The organism is Streptomyces sp. NBC_00005 (genome assembly GCF_045160215.1).
Classification (GTDB): Bacteria; Actinomycetota; Actinomycetes; order Streptomycetales; family Streptomycetaceae; genus Streptomyces.
The window spans coordinates 7888524-7909675 of the sequence record NZ_CP108316.1; the positions used below are offsets into that span (position 1 = coordinate 7888524).

At 69.9% G+C, this 21152-nt stretch carries 17 protein-coding genes; 8 read left to right on the forward strand and 9 right to left on the reverse strand.

Annotated features, from left to right (window positions below; all coding sequences use genetic code 11):
* The first annotated feature begins 180 nt into the window (after positions 1-180).
* The 3 genes from OG303_RS36155 (at position 181) to OG303_RS36165 (ending at position 7333) form a co-directional block, all read left to right on the forward strand.
* Positions 181-912: a VIT1/CCC1 transporter family protein gene (locus tag OG303_RS36155; protein ID WP_405873782.1), complete on the forward strand. Its 732-nt coding sequence runs from the start codon at positions 181-183 to the stop codon at positions 910-912.
* Positions 913-1278: 366 nt separating this feature from the next.
* On the forward strand, positions 1279-5880 hold the full coding sequence (gene gltB, locus OG303_RS36160) for a glutamate synthase large subunit (protein ID WP_405873784.1): 4602 nt from the start codon (positions 1279-1281) through the stop codon (positions 5878-5880).
* Entirely contained in the window at positions 5873-7333 is a 1461-nt protein-coding gene (locus OG303_RS36165; protein ID WP_405873786.1) for a glutamate synthase subunit beta, read from the forward strand. The genes gltB and OG303_RS36165 overlap by 8 nt, the downstream gene beginning before the upstream one ends.
* A gap of 108 nt (positions 7334-7441) precedes the next feature.
* Here OG303_RS36165 and OG303_RS36170 read toward each other — a convergent pair whose 3' ends face one another.
* Entirely contained in the window at positions 7442-8347 is a 906-nt protein-coding gene (locus OG303_RS36170) for a chitosanase (protein WP_405873788.1), read from the reverse strand.
* A 36-nt stretch (positions 8348-8383) separates the two neighbouring features.
* Entirely contained in the window at positions 8384-9295 is a 912-nt protein-coding gene (locus tag OG303_RS36175; RefSeq protein ID WP_405873789.1) for a rhomboid family intramembrane serine protease, read from the reverse strand.
* A gap of 146 nt (positions 9296-9441) precedes the next feature.
* On the opposite strand from OG303_RS36175, the gene OG303_RS36180 reads away from it, so the two are divergent.
* Positions 9442-10167 carry a vWA domain-containing protein gene (locus tag OG303_RS36180; protein ID WP_405873791.1) on the forward strand — a complete coding sequence of 242 codons (726 nt, stop codon included), beginning with the start codon at positions 9442-9444 and terminating at the stop codon, positions 10165-10167.
* Positions 10168-10257: 90 nt separating this feature from the next.
* Positions 10258-11907, forward strand: a complete 1650-nt coding sequence (locus OG303_RS36185; RefSeq protein ID WP_405873793.1) for a cytochrome bc complex cytochrome b subunit — start codon at positions 10258-10260, stop codon at positions 11905-11907.
* Here OG303_RS36185 and OG303_RS36190 read toward each other — a convergent pair.
* Both OG303_RS36190 and OG303_RS36195 read right to left on the reverse strand, forming a co-directional pair.
* Positions 11882-12880, reverse strand: a complete 999-nt coding sequence (locus tag OG303_RS36190) for an acyl-CoA dehydrogenase family protein (RefSeq protein WP_405873794.1) — start codon at positions 12878-12880, stop codon at positions 11882-11884. The two genes, OG303_RS36185 and OG303_RS36190, sit on opposite strands and share 26 nt — an antisense overlap.
* Positions 12880-14019, reverse strand: a complete 1140-nt coding sequence (locus tag OG303_RS36195; protein ID WP_405873795.1) for an acyl-CoA dehydrogenase family protein — start codon at positions 14017-14019, stop codon at positions 12880-12882. The genes OG303_RS36190 and OG303_RS36195 overlap by 1 nt, the downstream gene beginning before the upstream one ends.
* Positions 14020-14067: 48 nt before the next feature.
* On the opposite strand from OG303_RS36195, the gene OG303_RS36200 reads away from it, so the two are divergent.
* The 3 genes from OG303_RS36200 to OG303_RS36210 are packed head-to-tail and all read left to right on the forward strand — an operon-like array spanning position 14068 to position 16695.
* A complete protein-coding gene (locus tag OG303_RS36200) occupies positions 14068-14859 on the forward strand; it encodes an SDR family oxidoreductase (RefSeq protein WP_405873797.1) in 792 nt (263 codons plus the stop codon).
* 31 nt (positions 14860-14890) lie between these two features.
* Positions 14891-15502, forward strand: a complete 612-nt coding sequence (locus OG303_RS36205) for a TetR/AcrR family transcriptional regulator (protein ID WP_405873798.1) — start codon at positions 14891-14893, stop codon at positions 15500-15502.
* Positions 15503-15537: 35 nt separating this feature from the next.
* Positions 15538-16695, forward strand: a complete 1158-nt coding sequence (locus OG303_RS36210) for an acetyl-CoA C-acetyltransferase (protein ID WP_405873800.1) — start codon at positions 15538-15540, stop codon at positions 16693-16695.
* A gap of 236 nt (positions 16696-16931) precedes the next feature.
* Here OG303_RS36210 and OG303_RS36215 read toward each other — a convergent pair whose 3' ends face one another.
* From OG303_RS36215 to OG303_RS36235, 5 genes are read right to left on the reverse strand one after another with little or no spacing between them, the layout of a single operon-like run.
* Positions 16932-17573 (reverse strand): SIMPL domain-containing protein, encoded by a 642-nt coding sequence (locus tag OG303_RS36215; protein ID WP_405873801.1) that lies wholly within the window; start codon positions 17571-17573, stop codon positions 16932-16934.
* Positions 17570-18634, reverse strand: coding sequence for an NAD(P)H-dependent flavin oxidoreductase (locus OG303_RS36220; protein ID WP_405873803.1), 1065 nt, complete (start codon positions 18632-18634; stop codon positions 17570-17572). Before OG303_RS36220 ends, OG303_RS36215 begins: the two co-directional genes overlap by 4 nt.
* Positions 18634-19401, reverse strand: a complete 768-nt coding sequence (locus tag OG303_RS36225; RefSeq protein WP_405873805.1) for a CoA-transferase subunit beta — start codon at positions 19399-19401, stop codon at positions 18634-18636. The genes OG303_RS36220 and OG303_RS36225 overlap by 1 nt, the downstream gene beginning before the upstream one ends.
* Entirely contained in the window at positions 19398-20246 is an 849-nt protein-coding gene (locus OG303_RS36230) for a CoA transferase subunit A (protein ID WP_405873806.1), read from the reverse strand. Before OG303_RS36230 ends, OG303_RS36225 begins: the two co-directional genes overlap by 4 nt.
* A 2-nt stretch (positions 20247-20248) precedes the next feature.
* A complete protein-coding gene (locus tag OG303_RS36235) occupies positions 20249-21025 on the reverse strand; it encodes an enoyl-CoA hydratase family protein (RefSeq protein WP_405873808.1) in 777 nt (258 codons plus the stop codon).
* Positions 21026-21152: the final 127 nt, after the last annotated feature.

A 21152-nucleotide genomic window follows, 5' to 3' on the forward strand; every position in this document is an offset into this window, starting at 1 on the left:
AGCGTCACCCGGTCGGCATGTGTGCGGACTCATATACGGATGAGCGGTGAGGCGCAAAAGCGCAGGTTAGCCCAGCCTTTCCTTGCTGGCGGGGGCGGAATTCCGGGCGTAGATTTCGTGCTGTCGAAGAATAGAACTTGTCCAAACTTAGCTTTGGCTTAGCTTTCCTGGGGACCTGCAATGGCGATCATCGAAACCGGGGCCGCGCTGCACGAGGCGCACCGCGACAACCACACGCACCGGGATGTGAACGGCGGCTGGCTGCGCCCCGCCGTCTTCGGTGCGATGGACGGCCTGGTCTCCAACCTCGCCCTGATGACCGGTGTCGCGGGCAGTGCCGTCGGCCAGCAGGCCATCGTCCTGACCGGGCTCGCGGGCCTCGCCGCCGGCGCCTTCTCGATGGCTGCCGGTGAGTACACGTCCGTCGCCTCGCAGCGCGAGCTCGTCGAGGCCGAGCTGGATGTGGAGCGGAGGGAGTTGAGGAAGCACCCCAAGGACGAAGAGGCCGAGCTCGCCGCGCTGTACGAGTCCCGGGGCGTCGAGCCCTTGCTCGCGCGTGAAGTGGCCCGGCAGTTGTCGCAGGATCCCGAGCAGGCCCTGGAGATACACGCCCGCGAGGAACTCGGCATCGATCCCGGCGATCTGCCCTCGCCGCTGGTCGCCGCCGTGTCGTCGTTCGGATCCTTCGCGCTGGGCGCCCTGCTGCCCGTACTGCCGTATCTGCTCGGTGCGACCGTGCTGTGGCCGGCTCTGCTGCTCGCGTTCTTCGGGCTGTTCGCGTGCGGTGCGGTGGTGGCCAAGGTGACCGCGCGCACCTGGTGGTTCAGCGGGCTCAGGCAGCTCGCTCTCGGGGGTGCGGCGGCCGGTGTGACGTACGCCCTGGGCAGCCTGTTCGGAACGGCCGTAGGATAGGGCGGCTGCAAGTTATGCGTTGGGCCGCATAAGTAGCCGTTACCCGCTGGTTTCGAATGCTTAACCACTGGGCATGAGCCGTAAGCGCTGTGGGCAATGAGGCCTGCCGCGCACCCGCGGGGTGGCGACGACGCTCCCCCCGCTCACGGTCCGTCGGGCACTGATCTGTCCGCATCGGTCCCCATAGCTTCCACCGCCGAGCGCGGTACCCCACCGCGACCGCGGTGTCCGCATGCTGGAACGCGGTATCCGGTTCCCGAGATCCGCTCCATCATGTAACCTGCACGAAATTTTGCACTCAGCAGAGGGCCAACGTCGTCCCTCGGCAATCTGCATATGCCACTTGAGACGACGACGGGAGAGCCGATGCGTACGCCGCGCCAGCCGTCCCAGCATTCCGCGAATGGCCAGAACTGGTCCTTCATGGATGCTCGCCCTGCTGCGCAGGGTATGTACGACCCCCGCAACGAACGCGACGCGTGCGGCGTCGGTTTCGTCGCCACCCTCACCGGCGAGGCGTCCCACACCCTGGTCGAGCAGGCCCTGACGGTGCTGCGCAACCTCGAGCACCGCGGCGCCACCGGCTCCGAGCCCGACTCCGGCGACGGCGCCGGCATCCTCTCCCAGGTTCCCGACACCTTCTTCCGCGAGGTGGCCGGATTCGATCTGCCCGAGGCCGGTGGATACGCAGTCGGTATCGCCTTCCTGCCGGAGGACGGGGTCCAGGACGCCGTCTCGCAGATCGAGACGATCGCCGGCGAGGAGGGCCTCACGGTTCTCGGCTGGCGCGAGGTTCCGGTCGCTCCCGAATTGCTCGGTGCCACCGCCCGTTCGACGATGCCCGCCTTCTGGCAGATCTTCGTCGCCGACGGTTCCGCTGTGCCGGCCACGGGTATCGCCCTCGACCGCAAGGCCTTTGTGCTGCGCAAGCGCGCCGAGCGTGAGGTCGGTGTCTACTTCCCGTCGCTCTCGGCCCGCACGATCGTCTACAAGGGCATGCTGACCACGGGTCAGTTGGAGCCCTTCTTCCCGGACCTCTCCGACCGCCGCTTCGGCTCGGCCGTCGCGCTGGTCCACTCGCGCTTCTCCACGAACACCTTCCCGTCGTGGCCGCTCGCGCACCCCTACCGCTTCGTCGCGCACAACGGTGAGATCAACACCGTCAAGGGCAACCGCAACTGGATGGTCGCCCGCGAGTCCCAGCTCGTCTCCGACCTGTTCGGCGACAAGGGCCTGGAGCGCGTCTTCCCGATCTGTACGCCCGACGCCTCCGACTCGGCGTCCTTCGACGAGGTGCTCGAACTCCTGCACCTGGGCGGGCGTTCACTGCCGCACTCCGTGCTGATGATGATCCCGGAGGCGTGGGAGAACCACGACTCCATGGACGCGACCCGGCGCGCCTTCTACCAGTTCCACTCCACGATGATGGAGCCCTGGGACGGTCCGGCCTGTGTCACCTTCACCGACGGCAAGCAGGTCGGCGCGGTCCTCGACCGCAACGGCCTTCGCCCCGGCCGCTACTGGGTCACCGACGACGGCCTGGTCGTCCTCGGCTCCGAGGTCGGCGTCCTCGACATCGACCCGGCCAAGGTCGTCCGCAAGGGCCGGCTGCAGCCCGGCAAGATGTTCCTCGTCGACACGGTCGAGCACCGCATCATCGAGGACGACGAGATCAAGGCGACCCTCGCCGCCGAGCAGCCGTACGCGGAGTGGATCGAGGCCGGCGAGATCGAGCTGGGCGATCTGCCCGAGCGCGAGCACATCGTCCACACCCACGCCTCGGTCACCCGCCGCCAGCAGACCTTCGGTTACACCGAGGAAGAGCTGCGCGTCATCCTCGCGCCGCAGGCCAAGTCCGGTGCCGAGCCGATCGGTTCGATGGGCACCGACTCGCCGATCGCCGCGCTGAGCGAGCGTCCGCGGCTGCTCTTCGACTACTTCACCCAGCTGTTCGCGCAGGTCACCAACCCGCCGCTGGACGCGATCCGCGAGGAGCTCGTGACCTCGCTGCGCTCGTCCCTCGGCCCCGCGGGCAACCTGCTCGACCCGACGGCCGCCTCCTGTCGCTCCGTCCTGCTGCCCTTCCCGGTCATCGACAACGACGAGCTGGCCAAGCTCATACACATCAACGCCGACGGCGACATGCCCGGCTTCAAGGCCGCGACCCTCTCCGGCCTGTACCGGGTCTCCGGCGGCGGCGACTCCCTCGCCGCGCGCATCGAGGAGATCTGCGCCGAGGCCGACGCGGCCATCGACAACGGCGCCCGGCTGATCGTCCTGTCGGACCGCCACTCGGACGCCGAGCACGCGCCGATCCCGTCGCTGCTGCTCACCGCGGCCGTCCACCACCACCTCATCCGCACCAAGCAGCGCACCCAGGTGGGCCTGCTGGTCGAGGCCGGTGACGTCCGCGAGGTCCACCACGTCGCGTTGCTGATCGGCTTCGGCGCCGCGGCCGTCAACCCGTACCTGGCGATGGAGTCCGTCGAGGACCTGGTCCGCGCGGGCACCTTCCTGCAGGGCATCGAGGCCGAGCAGGCCATCCGCAACCTGATCTACGCCCTCGGCAAGGGCGTCCTGAAGGTCATGTCCAAGATGGGCATCTCGACCGTCGCCTCCTACCGCGGCGCCCAGGTATTCGAGGCCGTCGGTCTCGACGACGCCTTCGTCGAGAAGTACTTCAACGGCACGGCCACCAAGATCGGCGGCGTCGGCATCGACGTCATCGCCAAGGAGGTCGCCGCCCGCCACGCGAAGGCGTACCCGGCCTCGGGCATCGCGCCCGCGCACCGTGCGCTGGACATAGGCGGCGAGTACCAGTGGCGCCGCGAGGGCGAGCCGCACCTCTTCGACCCGGAGACGGTCTTCCGCCTCCAGCACTCCACGCGCACCGGTCGCTACGACGTCTTCAAGAAGTACACGGACCGGGTGAACGAGCAGTCCGAGCGCCTCATGACGCTCCGCGGGCTCTTCGGCTTCAAGTCGGACCGGCCCTCGATCTCCATCGACGAGGTCGAGTCGGTCTCCGAGATCGTCAAGCGCTTCTCGACCGGTGCCATGTCGTACGGCTCCATCTCGCGCGAGGCGCACGAGACGCTCGCCATCGCCATGAACCAGCTGGGCGGCAAGTCCAACACCGGTGAGGGCGGCGAGGACGCGGACCGTCTCTACGACCCGGCCCGGCGCAGCGCCATCAAGCAGGTCGCCTCCGGCCGCTTCGGTGTGACGAGCGAGTACCTCGTCAACGCGGACGACATCCAGATCAAGATGGCCCAGGGTGCCAAGCCCGGCGAGGGCGGCCAGCTGCCCGGCCACAAGGTGTACCCGTGGGTCGCCAAGACCCGGCACTCCACCCCGGGTGTCGGTCTGATCTCCCCGCCGCCGCACCACGACATCTACTCAATCGAGGACCTGGCCCAGCTGATCCACGACCTCAAGAACGCGAACCCGCAGGCGCGGATTCACGTCAAGCTGGTCTCCGAGGTCGGCGTCGGCACGGTCGCGGCCGGTGTGTCCAAGGCGCACGCGGACGTCGTCCTGATCTCCGGCCACGACGGCGGTACGGGCGCCTCCCCGCTCACGTCGCTCAAGCACGCCGGTGGTCCCTGGGAGTTGGGCCTCGCCGAGACCCAGCAGACCCTGCTGCTCAACGGCCTGCGCGACCGCATCGTCGTACAGACCGACGGTCAGCTGAAGACCGGCCGTGACGTCGTCATCGCCGCGCTGCTCGGCGCCGAGGAGTTCGGTTTCGCGACCGCGCCGCTCGTCGTCTCCGGCTGCGTCATGATGCGCGTCTGCCACCTGGACACCTGCCCGGTCGGCATCGCCACCCAGAACCCGGTGCTGCGCGACCGGTTCGCCGGCAAGGCCGAGTACGTCGTGAACTTCTTCCAGTTCATCGCCGAAGAGGTCCGCGAGATCCTCGCCGAGCTGGGCTTCCGCTCCATCGAGGAGGCCGTCGGCAAGGCCGGGACGCTCGACGTCGAGCGTGCCGTCGACCACTGGAAGGCGCAGGGCCTGGACCTGGCCCCGCTGTTCTACGTGCCCGAGCTGCCCGAGGGCGCAGCCCTCCACCAGGTCATCGAGCAGGACCACGGCCTGGAGAAGGCGCTCGACAACGAGCTGATCAAGCTCGCCGCCGACGCCCTGGCCGCGGACTCCGCGACCGACGCCCAGCCGGTGCGCGCCCAGGTCGCGATCCGCAACATCAACCGCACGGTCGGCACGATGCTCGGCCACGAGGTGACGAAGAAGTTCGGCGGGGCAGGGCTGCCCGAGGACACCATCGACATCACCTTCACGGGCTCGGCCGGCCAGTCCTTCGGTGCCTTCCTGCCGCGCGGTGTCACGCTGCGCCTGGAGGGCGACGCCAACGACTACGTCGGCAAGGGCCTCTCCGGCGGCCGCGTCGTCGTCCGTCCCGACCGGGGCGCCGACCACCTCGCCGAGTTCTCGACGATCGCGGGCAACACCATCGCGTACGGCGCGACCGGCGGCGAGCTGTTCCTGCGCGGTCGTACGGGCGAGCGGTTCTGTGTCCGCAACTCCGGTGCGACGGTCGTCTCCGAGGGCGTGGGCGACCACGGCTGCGAGTACATGACCGGCGGCCGCGCGGTGGTCATCGGCGAGACGGGCCGCAACTTCGCGGCCGGCATGTCCGGCGGCATCGCCTACGTCATCGACCTGAACGTCGACAACGTCAACGTCGGCAACGTCAGCGCCGTAGAGGCCCTCGACGACACCGACAAGCAGTGGCTGCACGACGTGGTGCGCCGGCATCAGGAGGAGACCGCCTCGACGGTCGCCGAGAAGCTGCTCGCCGAGTGGGACACCGCGGTCGAGCGCTTCAGCAAGATCATCCCCAGCACGTACAAGGCAGTGCTCGCCGCCAAGGACGCCGCCGAGCAGGCGGGACTCTCCGAGTCCGAGATCACCGAGAAGATGATGGAGGCGGCGATCAATGGCTGACCCGAAGGGCTTCCTGAACCACGGCCGTGAGGTCGCCAAGTCCCGTCCCGTCGACGTGCGTCTGAAGGACTGGAACGAGGTCTACGTCCCCGGTTCGCTGCTGCCGATCATCAGCAAGCAGGCCAGCCGGTGCATGGACTGCGGCATCCCGTTCTGCCACAACGGCTGTCCGCTGGGGAACCTGATCCCCGAGTGGAACGACTACGCCTACCGCGAGGACTGGAGCGCCGCCTCCGAGCGCCTGCACGCGACCAACAACTTCCCGGAGTTCACCGGTCGCCTCTGCCCGGCCCCCTGCGAGTCTGCGTGCGTGCTCGGCATCAACCAGCCGGCCGTCACCATCAAGAACGTCGAGGTCTCGATCATCGACAAGGCGTGGGAGACCGGTGACGTCGCCCCGCAGATCCCGGAGCGCCTGTCCGGCAAGACGGTCGCGGTCATCGGCTCGGGCCCCGCGGGCCTGGCCGCCGCCCAGCAGCTGACCCGGGCCGGCCACACCGTCGCCGTCTACGAGCGCGCGGACCGCATCGGAGGCCTTCTCCGGTACGGCATCCCCGAGTTCAAGATGGAGAAGCGGCACATCAACCGCCGTATCGAGCAGATGCGCGCGGAGGGTACCCGCTTCCGTACGGGCATCGAGATCGGCCGCGACCTCAAGGCGACCGACCTGAAGAAGCGCTACGACGCGATCGTCATCGCCGCCGGTGCGACGACCGCCCGTGATCTCCCCGTCCCCGGACGGGAGTTGCAGGGCATCTACCAGGCGATGGAATACCTGCCCCTGTCCAACAAGGTCCAGGAGGGCGACTACGTCACCGCCCCGATCTCGGCCGAGGGCAAGCACGTCGTGGTCATCGGCGGCGGCGACACCGGCGCGGACTGCGTGGGCACCGCCCACCGCCAGGGCGCTGCCTCCGTCACGCAGCTGGAGATCATGCCCCGCCCGGGCGACGAGCGGAACCCGGGCCAGCCGTGGCCGACCTTCCCGATGCTGTACAAGGTCACCTCCGCGCACGAGGAGGGCGGCGAGCGGGTCTACTCCGTCTCGACGACCCACTTCGAGGGCGACGAGGACGGCAACGTCCAGTGGCTGCACCTCACCGAGGTCGAGTTCATCGAGGGCAAGCTGACGCCGAAGCCGGGCACGGAGCGCAAGATCCCCGCCCAGCTGGTCACCCTCGCCATGGGCTTCACGGGCACCGACCGTGAGAACGGCCTCGTCGAGCAGTTCGCCCTGGACCTCGACGAGCGCGGCAACATCGCCCGCGACGCCGACTTCCAGACCAACGTGCCGGGCGTGTTCGTCGCCGGTGACGCGGGTCGTGGTCAGTCGCTGATCGTGTGGGCGATCGCGGAGGGCCGCTCGGCCGCGCGTGGCTGCGACCGGTTCCTGGCCGGTGCCAGTGACCTGCCGGCGCCGATCCGGCCGACGGACCGTTCGCTGATGGTCTGAAGCACCCCATAGAACGTCCCGTACAAAGGCGTACGGAACACTGACGGCGCCTGCCATCCTTGTCCCCGACCGGACGGATGGCGGGCGTCGCCGCATGTCCGGTGCCGTCTACGGCACCTTGTACGTCTCCCCGTACACCTTCCACGTCAGTGGTGTCTTCAGGTCCAGCTTCCCGTCGTACAGGAACTGCCGCTGTGCCGTGTCGATGCGGGTCGTGTCGATGTCCGGCCGCTTCGCCTTCATGGCCTTGACGCGCACGTCCAGGAAGATGTCCAGGTAGTTCTTCTCGGAGCCGCCCTGCGAGGGGGTGTCCGCCTCGCGCATCGCGTGTTCGCGCAGGCCGTAGAAGCTGGTCGGGCCGGTGCCGGGGCCGTGGAAGACCATGGCGTCGTAGTAGATGAACTGGCCCAGCGTGCCGAGGCCGTCGAGTTTGGCGAGGCGGACCGCCGGGTCGAAGTAGACGCGGTCGCGTTCCTCGTCCTGGGCCTTGCGGAACGCGGGCAGTCGGGCCTCCGCCTTCCAGGCCGCCGTGAAGGCCGGGCCCAGACCCTTGTGGGAGTCCGTGCCGTCGACCGCGCGCAGGGCGGGGAGGTAGCGGGCGAGGCCGTTGCCGGGGTGGGACTTGGTGTACCGCTCGACCAGGGTGAGCAGGTCGTGGGTGCCGGTGCAGAAGCCGACGGTGCCTGCCGTGTAGCCCTGGCCGTCGCCTATGTCCTCGATGTAGGCGTAGGCGCTGCGCCAGTTCAGGGTCGAGTTCTCGGCGCTGGCCACCAGCTCCTGGGCCAGTTCCTTCTTCGCGGGGGCGGCGAGGCCGGCCGGCAGGTCGGCGATCACCGTGTCGTCCTCGGACTTCTCCTGCTCGGCCCGGTGCTTGGCGTCCGCGGCGGCGTTCGACGCGGCAGAGGCGGAGGTCGTCGACGTGCCGTCCTGGGAGTGCGCGGGCGTGAGGACGTAGACCCCGGCCGTGACGACGACGGGGAGAGCCGCGAACAGCAGACAACCGACACGTTTCATGGGGCACACATTACGTGCACATGTTCCATTCATCGATCACACGGTCAGCTCCGTGACCTTCGCCATCGACAGGACCACCAGCAGCACCAGCAGGGCGACGCAGGCGCCGGCCTGGACGAGGTTGCGGCGCTGGTCACGCGGGGCGTAGGCGTACGCCAGTGTCACCACGCCGCCCGCCAGCAGACCGCCGAGGTGGCCCTGCCAGGAGGTGAGTCCCGCGGAGATCAGCAGCCACAGCAGCAGGCCCGCCATGAAGCGGTTGACCTGGCTCATGTCGGCGCCCAGGCGGCGGGCCATGACGTAGTACGCGGCCCCGAGCCCGAAGATCGCGCCGGACGCGCCGAGCGTGGGGGTGTCGGGCGCGATCAGCAGGACGAGGACCGAGCCGCCGAGCGCGGACAGCAGGTAGAGCGTGAGGTAGCGGACCCGGCCAAGCTGGGACTCCACCGCCCGGCCGATGTTCCACAGCGACACCATGTTCATCACGATGTGCAGGATCCCGAACGTCCCCCCGGTGACGGGCAGATGGAGGAAGGCGCCGGTCAGCAGGCGGTACCACTCGCCGTCGACGACACCCTCGGGGTGGTAGTCCGAGGGGTAGTTGGCCAGCCACATGTAGTGGCCGCCGTCCGGCCCGACCAGCCCGCGGCCCAGCATCTCGAAGCGGTCCACGATCGACGGCCGCACCAGCTCGCCCAGGTAGGCGAGCACGTTGAGCCCGATCAGGACGTACGTCACGAAGGGTGCGGTCGTGATCCGGCCGCCGAACGCGGTACGCGCCTGCCGCACCGATCGCGCGCCCTCCTTCACGCACTCCACGCACTGGTGGCCGACGGCCGCCTCCCGCATGCAGTCCGGGCAGATGTACCGGTCGCAACGGGTGCAGCGGACGTGGGACTCCACCTTGGGATGGCGGTAGCAGGTGGTGACGGTGGACTCGGATTCCACAGCCGGCTCCTCGGAAGGGGTGGGACGGACGGCGAGCCGGTTGGGGCGGCGGCGAACAAAATAGCGAACAGGTGGGGGGTGAGGGAGGGGTGGGGCCGGTGTGACGTAACCTCGGCAGCCAAATGCGCCGATCGAGGGGGAGTTTCATGGCGGCGATCAGTCTTCGCAAGGTGGAGGAGACGGCGCCCGCGCTGGTCGGCCTCTACAAGAGCGCGGGGGTGTCGCTCCAGAAGCACGGGCTGGACGGGCTACGGGCCGCGGTGTACCTCGTCGTCGACTACTCCGGTTCGATGAAGCCGTACTACAAGGACGGCAGTGTGCAGGCGCTCGCCGACCGGGTGCTGGGGCTGTCGGCGCATCTCGACGACGACGGGACCGTGCCGGTCGTGTTCTTCTCGACGGACGTCGACGCGGTGTCGGACATCGCCCTGGCCGGGCACCAGGGCCGGATCGACAAGATCGTGGCCGGGCTCGGGCACATGGGAAAGACCAGCTACCACCTGGCGATGGACGCCGTGATCGACCACCACCTCGACAGCGGCTCGACGGACCCCGCCCTGGTCGTCTTCCAGACCGACGGCGGCCCGATCAACAAGCTCGCCGCGGAGCGGTATCTGTGCAAGGCGGCCGGGCTGCCGCTGTTCTGGCAGTTCGTGGGCTTCGGGGATCCGGACAGCCGGCAGTTCGACTTCCTGCGCAAGCTGGACGAACTGGCGGTGCCGGACAAGCGGGTCGTCGACAACGCCGGGTTCTTCCATGCCGGATCGGATCCGGCGAAGCTGTCCGACGCGGAGCTCTACGACCGGCTGGTCGGGGAGTTCCCGAAGTGGCTGGTGGCCGCCCGCGCCCAGGGCATCGTGCGCCCGGCCTGACGGGACTCACCCGTACGGCTGTTCTCACCGTTGGCTTGGGCGGGCCGTCGTGTCACTCTGAGGATGATCCGACGGGGAGGCGACGAACTCATGGACGGCGCACGATCGGGGAACGAGGCGACGGGTCCCACCCGCAGGGAGCCGCCGGGCAAGGGCGAGAAGCTCGCGGGCTGGGCCGACGGGCGGCTGGGGCTGTACGGGCTGGCCAAGGCCAACATGCGCAAGGTCTTCCCGGACCACTGGTCCTTCATGCTGGGGGAGATCTGCCTCTACAGCTTCCTCATCCTGATCCTCACCGGCATCTATCTCACCCTGTTCTTCGAGCCGAGCGGCGTCGAGGTGATCTACCACGGCTCGTACGTCCCGCTCAACGGCGTCCCGATGACCCGGGCCTACGAGTCCACACTCGACATCAGCTTCGACGTGCGCGGCGGGCTGCTGATCCGGCAGATCCACCACTGGGCCGCGCTGGTCTTCGTCACCGGCATGCTCGTGCACATGATGCGGGTGTTCTTCACCGGCGCGTTCCGCAAGCCGCGCGAGTTCAACTGGGTGTTCGGCTGGACCCTGCTGATGCTCGGCATCATCACCGGCCTGACCGGCTACTCGCTCCCCGACGACCTGCTGTCCGGCACCGGCATCCGCTTCGCCGACGGCGCGATCCTGTCGGTCCCGATCGTCGGGACGTATCTGTCCTTCTTCCTCTTCGGCGGGGAGTTCCCCGGGCACGACATCATCCCGCGGCTCTTCCCGATCCACGTCCTGCTGCTGCCGGGGATCATGCTGGGCCTGGTCGTCGCCCATCTGATCCTGGTCTTCTACCACAAGCACACCCAGTACCCGGGGCCCGGACGGGACCAGAAGACCGTGGTCGGCATGCCCTTCCTGCCGGTCTACATGGCCAAGGCGGGCGGCTTCTTCTTCCTCGTGTTCGGCGTGCTGGCGATCATGGGCGGCATCGCCAGCATCAACCCCGTGTGGGCCTTCGGGCCCTACCGCCCCGACCTGGTGACCACGGGCGCCCAACCCGACTGGTATCTCGGCTTCTCCGAGGGCCTGATCCGGGTGATGCCGGGATGGGAGATCAACTTCTGGGGTCACACCCTTGAACCCGGCGTCTTCATCCCCTTCTCGCTCTTCCCGCTGATCCTGCTCGCCCTCGGCGTGTATCCCTTCATCGAGGCGTGGGTCACCGGGGACAAGCGCGAGCACCACATCCTGGACCGGCCGCGCAACGTACCCGTCCGCACCGGCCTGGGTGCGGCCTGGCTGAGCCTGTACGCGGTGCTCCTGATCGGCGGCGGCAACGACATCGTGGCCACGCATCTGCATCTGTCCATCAACGCGATCACCTGGTTCGTCCGGATCTCCGTCTTCGCGGCGCCGGTGCTGGCGTACCTCGTCACCAAGCGGGTCTGTATGGGCCTGCAGCGCCGGGACCGGGACAAGGTGCTGCACGGCAGGGAGAGCGGCACCATCAAACGGCTGCCGCACGGCGAGTTCGTCGAGGTCCACGAACCCCTCGCGCAGGACGAGCTGTTCACCCTCACCCAGCACGAGCAGAACCCGCCCTACGAGATCGGCCCGCTCGTCGACGCGAACGGCGTGCGCCGCCCGGTCAAGGCAGGCCAGCGGGTACGGGCCCGCCTCGCTCGGGCCATGTTCGGGTCCGAGTCGCAGATCCCGAAGCCGACGGCGGAGGAGTACCGGGAACTCACCAGCGGCGATCACCACCACTGACGACCACGGCCCGGCACTCCCGCGGCCCGCCCCACGCGGTGCGCAGGGCACGGGCCCTGGTCAGCCACAGCGACAGGTCGTACTCCGCCGTGTAGCCGATCGCGCCGTGCAGCTGGAGGGCCGTACGGGCGGTGGCGTACGCCGCCTCGCACGCGGTGACCTTGGCGGCGGCGACATCGGCGGGAGCGAGGGTCAGCGCGGCCCCGAGCAGCACCGGGCGCGCGAACTCCAACGCGATCTTCGCGTCGGCCAGTTGATGCTTGACGGCCTGGAACGAACCTATGGGGACGCCGAACTGGCTGCGCTGCTTGACGTAGGCAACGGTCCTGTCCAGGAGCGCCAGCCCGACACCGAGGGCCTGGGCGGCGGTGGCGAGACGGCCCCAGGTCAGCCCGTGAGCAGCAGCTTCGGCGACCTGCGGCCCGGCGGCCAGGAGTTCCCCACCGGCCGCAAGGGTGAAGAGCCGCCGGGCGGGATCGAGGGAGGGACGCGGGCGGCCGGGCGGGGGAGCGAGGCGCAGTTCCGCGCCATGGGGTGCGCCGGGTGGGTCCGACACCGTCAGGCGTACGTCGGCCATGTCCGCGTCCAGGGCGTAGGGTCCCGGTGTCAGCGATGCCGCCGACTCGCCGGAGGCCAGTGCGGGCAGGAGGCGTTTGGCCGGGCCCGTGTCGTCCAGTCCGGCGAGCAGCGCCGCCGCCGCGACCGTCTCCACCAGGGGGCCGGGCACCGCGTGCCGACCCAACTCGACGAAGGCGACGGCGAGTTCGACCGGTCGGGCGCCCAGTCCGCCGTACTCCTCGGGGACCGCCAGCGCGAAGACACCCGCTTCGCAGATGCGGGACCACAGCGCGCGGCCGCTCGTGTGCTCGCCGCGGCTCCAGTCCCGTATCACCGAAGGCGTGTCGGCGGCCGTCAGCATGGCGTCCAGCGAGGCGGAGAAGGCCAGTTGCTCCGCGTCGAGGAGGAAGCGCATCAGCGGCGTCCCTTCGGCAGGCCGAGCAGGCGCTCGGCGATGATGTCGCGCTGGATCTCGTTCGTGCCCGCGTAGATCGGGCCTGCGAGGGAGAAGACATAGCCCTCGGCCCACTCGGAGTCCGCCAACTCGCCCTGTTCGCCCAGCAGATCGAGGGCCGTCTCGTGGAGCGCGATGTCGTACTCGGACCAGAAGACCTTGTTCAGGCTGGACTCCGGGCCGATCGAGTCGCCCTCCAGGAAGCGGGAGGCGGCCGCGTAGGTGAAGAGCTGGTAGGCCCTGGCGCCTGTCAATGCGTCGGCCACCGCGTCGCGGGCGGACCGCGGGCTTCCCTGTTCCTGCCACAGAGCGCGAAGCCGCTCCGCCGCTGCAAGGAAGCGGCCGGGGGAGCGGAGCATCAGGCCCCGTTCGTTGCCCGCCGTCGACATCGCGATCCGCCAGCCCTCGCCGGGCTCGCCGATCACGTCCCCGTCCGGCACGAACACCTCGTCCAGGAACAGCTCGGCGAACGCCGGTTTGCCGTCGAGCCGGCCGATCGGGCGGACCGTGACGCCGGGCGCGCGCAGGTCGAACATCAGGTACGTCAGTCCCTGGTGGGGCTTCGGCGCCTCGGGGTCGCTGCGGAAGAGGCCGAAGGCGCGGTCCGCGAAGGCCGCCCGCGACGACCACGTCTTCTGCCCGCTCAGCAGCCAGCCGCCGTCCGTACGCACCGCCTTCGACCGCAGGGACGCCAGGTCCGAGCCCGCCTCCGGCTCCGACCACGCCTGCGCCCAGACCACCTCGCCGGTGGCCATGGAGGGCAGCACGCGCGCCCTCTGCTCCTCGCTGCCGTGGTCGAAGAGGGTCGGCGCGAGCAGGCTGATCCCGTTCTGCCCGACCCGGCCCGGGGCGCCCGCCGCCCAGTACTCCTCCTCGAAGACCAGCCACCGGATCAGACCCGAGTCCCTGCCGCCGTACACCCTCGGCCAGTTGACGACCGACCAGCGGTCCGCGGCCAGCTCGGCCTCCCACGCGCGGTGGGCCGCGAAGCCCTCCGCCGTCTCCAGGGACGGCAGGGGAGCGCGCGGCACATGGGCCGCGAGCCAGGCCCGGGCCTCGGCGCGGAAGGCCTCCTCTTCCTGCGTGAAGGCGAGATCCATCGACGGCCATCCTTCCCTAACAATTGTTTGGTAGGTTAGCGTGGGCCTATGACAGTCGTCGAGAGTCCTGTGTACGAACCGGGGCACGGGCTGCTGAAGGGGCGCACCGCCGTCATCACCGCGGCGGCGGGCGCGGGCATCGGCGGCGCGACCGCACGGCGCTTCCTGGAGGAGGGCGCGCGCGTGCTGATCAGCGACGCGCACGTGCGGCGGCTCAAGGAGTACGAGGCCGAGCTCGCCGGCGAGTTCGGGGCGTCATCGGTGACCGCCCTGCCGTGCGACGTCACCGACGACGGCCAGGTGCAGGCGCTGTTCGACGCCGCCGTGCGGGAGCACGGGCGGCTGGACGTCGTGGTCAACAACGCCGGGCTGGGCGGCACTTCGGACCTCGTCGACATGAGCGACGAACAGTGGTCGAAGGTGCTGGACGTGACCTTGAGCGGGACCTTCCGGTGCACCCGCGCGGCCCTGCGCTCGTTCCGTACGGACGGGCGGGGCGGTGTGATCGTCAACAACGCCTCCGTAGTCGGCTGGCGCGCCCAGGCCGGACAGGCGCACTACGCCGCCGCGAAGGCCGGGGTGATGGCGCTGACCCGGTGCGCGGCGATGGAGGCGACCGCCTACGGGGTGCGGGTCAACGCCGTCTCGCCGAGCCTCGCCATGCATCCGCACCTGGTGAAGGTGACGACGCCCGAGCTGCTGGAGGAGCTGACCGCACGCGAGGCCTTCGGGCGGTACGCGGAGCCCTGGGAGGTGGCCAACGTGATCGTGTTCCTGGCGTCCGGCTACTCCTCGTACATGACCGGCGAGGTCGTCTCCGTCAGCAGCCGGCATGCGTAGGACGACACATGCATAGGACGAGAATGGACCCGTGCCGACCAAGAAGAAGCCCCAGGTGACCGCCGCGCCGGCCCGCCGCCGCGAACTCCTCGACACCGCAGCCGAGGTCTTCGCCGAGCAGGGCTACAACGCCACCACCGTGCGCAAGATCGCGGACCACGCGGGCATGCTCGCGGGCAGCCTCTACTACCACTTCGACTCCAAGGAATCGATGCTGGAGGAGATCCTGCGCACCTTCCTCGACGAGCTCTGGGGCGGCTACGACACCGTCCTGGACTCCGAGCTGGGACCGCGGGAGACGCTGGAGGCCCTGGTCACGGAGTCGTTCCGGGAGATCGACCGGCACCGCGCCGCCGTCGCGATCTACCAGAAGGAGAGCAAGCAGCTGGTCGCGCAGGAGCGGTTCGCGTTCCTCGCCGAGTCGCAGCGCAAGTTCGAGAAAGCGTGGCTGTCCACGCTGGAACGCGGGGTCGCCGCCCGGGTCTTCCGGGCCGACCTCGACGTCCGTCTCACCTACCGGTTCGTGCGCGACACCGTGTGGGTGGCCGCGTCCTGGTACCGGCCCGGCGGACAGCACAGCCCGGAGGAGATCGCCCGGCAGTACCTCTCGATGGTGCTGGACGGGATCGCCGTACGCACATAACCCACTGGGGAATCCAGGGAGTCTGGGGAGTTGCCATGGCCGAGGCCTACATCGTCGAAGCGGTCCGTACGCCCGTCGGGCGGCGCCGGGGAGGGCTGAGCGGGGTCCACCCGGCGGACCTGGGCGCGCACGTGCTGAAGGAACTGGTCACTCGCGCGGGAATGGACCCGGCCGCCGTCGAGGACGTCGTCTTCGGCTGCCTGGACACGGTGGGGCCGCAGGCCGGGGACATCGCGCGGACCTGCTGGCTGGCGGCCGGACTGCCCGAGGAGGTGCCGGGCGTGACGATCGACCGGCAGTGCGGCTCCTCGCAGCAGGCCGTGCACTTCGCGGCGCAGGGCGTGCTGTCCGGCACCCAGGACCTGGTGGTCGCGGGCGGCGTGCAGAACATGTCGCAGATACCGATCGCCTTCGCGACCCGCCAGGCCGCCGAGTCGTTGGGCTTCACGCAGGGTCCGTTCGCGGGCAGCGAGGGCTGGCGCGCGCGGTACGGGGACCGGCCGGTGAACCAGTTCGCCGGGGCCGAGATGATCGCCGCGAAGTGGGGGATCAGCCGGCTGGACCAGGAGGAGTTCGCGCTCAGGTCCCACCAGCGTGCGGTGCGGGCCATCGACGAGGGCCGCTTCGACCGCGAGACGGTGGCTTACGGCTCGGTCGCCGTCGACGAGGGCCCGCGCCGGGACACCTCCCTGGAGAAGATGGCCGGGCTCAAGCCGGTCCTCGACGGCGGCACCGTCACCGCCGCCTGCTCCTCGCAGGTCTCCGACGGCGCGGCGGCCATGCTGCTCGCCTCGGAGCGGGCGGTGCGCGAGCACGGGCTGACGCCCCGCGCGCGCGTGCACCACCTCTCCGTGCGCGGCGAGGACCCGATCCGCATGCTGTCCGCCCCCATACCGGCCACCGCCCACGCCCTGAAGAAGACCGGCCTGTCGATCGACGACATCGACCTCGTCGAGATCAACGAGGCCTTCGCGCCGGTCGTCCTGGCCTGGCTGAAGGAAACCGGCGCCGACCCGGAGAAGGTCAACGTCAACGGCGGCGCGATCGCCCTCGGCCACCCGCTCGGCGCGACCGGCGTCAAGCTCATGACGACCCTGCTGCACGAACTGGAGCGCACCGGCGGCCGGTTCGGACTGCAAACCATGTGCGAGGGCGGTGGCCAGGCCAACGTGACGATCATTGAGCGGCTGTGACGGCGGCGGCGTGACCACCCACTTCGGCGGACGGAGTCCGGCGCAGGCTCCCGAAGCCTGGGAGGCCCCCTGGGGGCCGAGCAGTGCGAGGGGGCCGTCGGGGGTGGTGCCCATGTGCGGGGGCGGTGGTCAGGCCGACGTGACGATCATTGAGCGGCTGTGACGGCGGCGGTGGTCAGGCCGACGTGACGATCATTGAGCGGAACTGACACCGACGCGTCGGCCGCCGCCGGGTGTCACCGCCCGAGCGAGTAGCCCAGCACCACGCCCGCGGACACCTCGACCATGCCCGGCGCGAGATCGCCCGCCGAGTTGCCGCCCCCGTCGCCGTGGCCCCGGTACTGGCGGAACTCGTACGACTCCGAGTCCACGTCCTGGACGTGCACCACCGGACCGAGCGGCACGCCCGCCGCCTCCGTGTACACCTCGGCCTTGCGGCGGGCGGCGGCCACCGCCTTCCGGCGGGCCTCGTCCCGCAGCGCGGGCTTGTCGTGCACGTCGAACTCGACGCTGTCGATCCGGTGCGCGCCGGCGTCGACCGCGTCCACGATCAGCTGCTGGAGGTCGTCGAGCGCCGGGGTCTCGATGGCGTACGAGGCCTGGCAGCGGTAACCGAGGAACTTGCGGTCGCCGCCGTAACCGTCGTACTCCGACTGGAGCTTGAGCCGGGACCCGGACACCGCGGCGTCCGGTATCCCGTGCCCGCGCAGCACCTCCCGCAGCCGCGTCACGGCCGCGCCCGCCTCCTGAAACGCCTTGTCCGGCAGGGGTTCCAGCACATCCACCGTCAGCTTCACCCGGACCAGCTGCGGCTCGACCCGCACGCTGCCCGCGCCAAAAACACTGAGCCCCCAGGGCTCTTTGATCGTCTCCGTCATGCGCGCATTGAAGCACCGCCCGCCCGCAACGCGCCGACGATTTCCTCGGCCTGAGCTATCACCCCCGCCACCAGCTCGGCACACGACGGCAGGTCCTCGATCACCCCGGCGACCTGTCCGGACGCCATCACCCCGAGGTCCGTACGGCCGTCCACCATCGCCGACTTCAGCAGCATCGGGGTGTTCGCCGCGAGCAGGACCTGACTCCAGGAGAGCTCCTTGCCGTGCTTCATGGCGAGCCCGTCGCGCACCAGCTGCCGCCAGGTCAGCCCGGACAGCTTCCGGAACCCCGCCGCCCGGCGGACGGCCTGCAACAGGGCCTTCGCGCGGCCGGAGTTCTCCAGGGAGGACACCAGGTCCGTACGCAGCATGCGGTGCGGCAGTCCGTCGACCGCCCTGGTGACGGTGACGTCCCCGACCGTCGCCGCCAGGTATCTCGCCTTCACCGCGTCCGGAACCGTCGAGTCGGAGGTGAGCAGGAACCGCGTGCCCATCGCGATGCCCGCCGCCCCGTACGCCAGCGCCGCGACCAGGCCCCGTCCGTCGAAGAAGCCGCCCGCCGCCACGACCGGTATCCGCACCGCGTCCACCACCTGCGGCAGCAGTACGGTCGTCGCCACCTCGCCGGTGTGACCGCCGCCCTCACCGCCCTGCACGATCACGGCGTCCGCGCCCCACGCCGCGACCTTCTCCGCGTGCCGCCGGGCGCCGATGGAGGGGATGACGACCACGCCCGCCTCCTTGAGCTCAGCGATCAGCTCGGCGGAGGGTGCGAGGGCGAAGGACGCGACCCGGACGCCCTCCTCGATCAGGATCCGCACCCGGTCGCCGGCATCCGACGCGTCGGCCCGCAGATTGACCCCGAAGGGCGCCCCCGTACGGGACTTGACCTCCCGTACCGACTCGCGCAGCCGGTCTACGGTCATGGTCGCCGAGGCCAGGATGCCCAGCGCGCCCGCGTTCGCCGACGCGGAGACCAGGCGTGGACCCGCCACCCAGCCCATGCCCGTCTGCACGATCGGGTGCCGGACCCCGACCAGCCGGGTGAGCGCGGTGTCCATCAGGCCGCCGTCCTCTCCGGGACCTCACGCGCGCGGGCGTTCGCGGGGTCGATGACCTCGCGGATGAGGCGCAGCTCCTCGGCGGTGGGTTCACGGGTCGGCGCCACGTCGTCGGGCACGGGCAGTTCGAAACCGGTCGCCTCCCTGACCTGCTCCGGCGTGACACCGGGGTGCAGCGAGGCTGGCCGCATCGACCGGTCGGGGGTGGCGAAGTCGAAGACACCCAGGTCGGAGACGACGCGTGGGATGCGGTGGAAGCGGGCCGTGTCCGGATGCGCGGCCGCATGGTCGTACCCGACTCCGCAGACCATGTCGACCTTCTCGACGAAGACCCGCCGGGAGTGCTTCGGCACCCAGTAACTGGTGGGATTGTTGAGGGTGTTCACCGGAGCGCCCCGCACGCCGAGCAGCTGTCGTGTCGGCTTCTCCCAGTCACCGATGCACGAGATGTTCTGGTTGCCGAACCGGTCGATCTGGCTCGCGCCCATCATCACGTGCCGACGGCCACTCGTGACCAGGGCCAGGTGCTGCCGGTAGGGCAGCCAGCCCTCCACGGTGCCGTCCACGCCCACCAGCAGCGCCTCACCGTCGGTCAGCAGCAGGTCCGGCGCGAAGGTGCGCTTGGCCAGCCGTGCGCCGATCGACGGGATCACCCCCATCGGGCTCGCCAGGATCTCGCCCGCGTCACGCCAGGCCTCGGCGCAGGCGATCACGCAGTACTCGGTGCGGGTGGGCGGAAGAAGAGGGGGACGCGTGGCTGAGCTCATGCCTGCTCCTTGTGCCAGGTCTGCACCGCCGACTGGTAGGCCTGCTCGTCCCCGTCGAGGAAGCGGGCCGCGAACTGGGGCCAGGGCATGGACGCGTACTGCTTCTGGAAGGCCTCGTCCCGGCCGTGGTCGGGCGCGCACGAGGTGAAGTGCGCGCCGTTCGGCGCCTCGACGACGCCGGTCACCGTGTGCCGCTTGACGAGCAAGGTCTGCGGTGCGGCCTCCTTCGTCAACTCGGCGGTGTCGACGATCCGTTCGCACGAGACGTACGCCGCGTCCGCCGCCTCGCAGAACAGGTCGTCGAAGTACGGGTCCGGGCCCAGATACTGCCCGTTGCCCAGCCGGTCGGCGCGATGGACGTGGACCAGGGCCGCGTCCAGCCGCAGCGCGGGCACGGCCACGAACGTCTCCCCGTCCTCGTACGGCGAAGTGACCGTCTTGAGGCCCGGGTTGACCCGCATCACGTCCGAACCGATCCCGGCCCGCACCGGCAGGAACGGCAGCCGGTTCGCGGCCGCGCGCAGCCCCCACATGAACATCGCCTCGTCGATCTCCATGAGTTCGACGGCGCCACGCTCGCGTGCCGCGCGGTAGTGCGGTTCGAGCGGGATCGAGTCGAGCGTGACGAAGGCCGTCACCAGCTTCCGCAACCGGCCGGCCGCCGCCAGCATGCCGACGTCCGGGCCGCCGTACGAGACGACCGTGAGGTCGCTGACGTCGGACCGCAGCAGTGCCCTCACCAGGGCCATCGGCTTGCGCCGCGAACCCCAGCCGCCGATGCCGAGGGTCATGCCGCTCTCCAGACGGGAGACGACCTGCTCGGCGGTCATCGTCTTGTCACTCACGCCTACGCACCCTCCTTCTCCTTGTCCTTCTCCTTGCCGAACGTGTCCCGGACCCGGTCGGCCACCCCGACCGCGTTCGCCTCGTACGTGAAGCCCTGCTCGAAGCGGTAGCTGCGGCGCACGTCGACCGGGTCGATGCCGTTGATGGCGGCCTTGGCCAGGCGCAGCAGCTCCCCGTCCTTGGCGGCTATCTCGCGCGCCAACTCCAGCGCTGCGGCCCCCAGTTCCTCACGCGGCACCACGCGCCACACCGAGCCGTGCGCGTGCAGCTCGGCCGCGCTGGCGGTGCGCGAGGTGTAGTACAGCGCGCGCATCAGGTGCTGCGGAACCAGGCGGGCCAGATGCGTGGCCGCGCCCAGGGCGCCCCGGTCCAGCTCGGGCAGCCCGAAGGTGGCGTCCTCGCTCGCCACGATCACATCCGCGTTCCCCACCAGGCCGATGCCGCCGCCCAGGCAGAAGCCCTGCACCGCCGCCACCACGGGCACCGCACACTCGTACACCGCCGCGAACGCCTCGAAGCAGCCGCGGTTGGCGCCGACCAGGGCGCCGGAGCCCTGCGCCTGTATCTCCTTGATGTCCACGCCCGCGTTGAACCCCCGGCCCTCGGCGGCCAGCACCACGCACCGCACCCGCGGGTCGCGGCCCGCCGTGCGCACGGCGTCGGCCAGGGCGAACCAGCCGTCCACCGGCAGTGCGTTCACCGGCGGGAAGTCGACCGTGACGACGGCGATGCCATTTTTTTCGGGCCCGTTTTCCGGGGACGAGGTGGAGACACCCATGGGCGCATCAGCTACCTTTCCAACCAACGCCTTTCCACCAAACATTTGTTAGGTGTGAGGCTTCGAAGCTAGCAGCCGTCGGATCGGAGCGGGAGGCCTGTGGATAACTGCATTGCTCCTGTGGCAA

What these genes read in the sequence shown, in the direction of transcription:
- OG303_RS36155 (WP_405873782.1), top strand. Translation starts at nt 181, where the DNA reads ATGGCGATCATCGAAACCGGGGCCGCGCTGCACGAGGCGCACCGCGAC.
- gltB (WP_405873784.1), top strand. Translation starts at nt 1,279, where the DNA reads ATGCGTACGCCGCGCCAGCCGTCCCAGCATTCCGCGAATGGCCAGAAC.
- OG303_RS36165 (WP_405873786.1), top strand. Translation starts at nt 5,873, where the DNA reads ATGGCTGACCCGAAGGGCTTCCTGAACCACGGCCGTGAGGTCGCCAAG.
- OG303_RS36170 (WP_405873788.1), bottom strand. Translation starts at nt 8,347, where the DNA reads ATGAAACGTGTCGGTTGTCTGCTGTTCGCGGCTCTCCCCGTCGTCGTC.
- OG303_RS36180 (WP_405873791.1), top strand. Translation starts at nt 9,442, where the DNA reads ATGGCGGCGATCAGTCTTCGCAAGGTGGAGGAGACGGCGCCCGCGCTG.
- OG303_RS36185 (WP_405873793.1), top strand. Translation starts at nt 10,258, where the DNA reads ATGGACGGCGCACGATCGGGGAACGAGGCGACGGGTCCCACCCGCAGG.
- OG303_RS36190 (WP_405873794.1), bottom strand. Translation starts at nt 12,880, where the DNA reads ATGCGCTTCCTCCTCGACGCGGAGCAACTGGCCTTCTCCGCCTCGCTG.
- OG303_RS36195 (WP_405873795.1), bottom strand. Translation starts at nt 14,019, where the DNA reads ATGGATCTCGCCTTCACGCAGGAAGAGGAGGCCTTCCGCGCCGAGGCC.
- OG303_RS36200 (WP_405873797.1), top strand. Translation starts at nt 14,068, where the DNA reads ATGACAGTCGTCGAGAGTCCTGTGTACGAACCGGGGCACGGGCTGCTG.
- OG303_RS36210 (WP_405873800.1), top strand. Translation starts at nt 15,538, where the DNA reads ATGGCCGAGGCCTACATCGTCGAAGCGGTCCGTACGCCCGTCGGGCGG.
- OG303_RS36215 (WP_405873801.1), bottom strand. Translation starts at nt 17,573, where the DNA reads ATGACGGAGACGATCAAAGAGCCCTGGGGGCTCAGTGTTTTTGGCGCG.
- OG303_RS36220 (WP_405873803.1), bottom strand. Translation starts at nt 18,634, where the DNA reads ATGGACACCGCGCTCACCCGGCTGGTCGGGGTCCGGCACCCGATCGTG.
- OG303_RS36225 (WP_405873805.1), bottom strand. Translation starts at nt 19,401, where the DNA reads ATGAGCTCAGCCACGCGTCCCCCTCTTCTTCCGCCCACCCGCACCGAG.
- OG303_RS36235 (WP_405873808.1), bottom strand. Translation starts at nt 21,025, where the DNA reads ATGGGTGTCTCCACCTCGTCCCCGGAAAACGGGCCCGAAAAAAATGGC.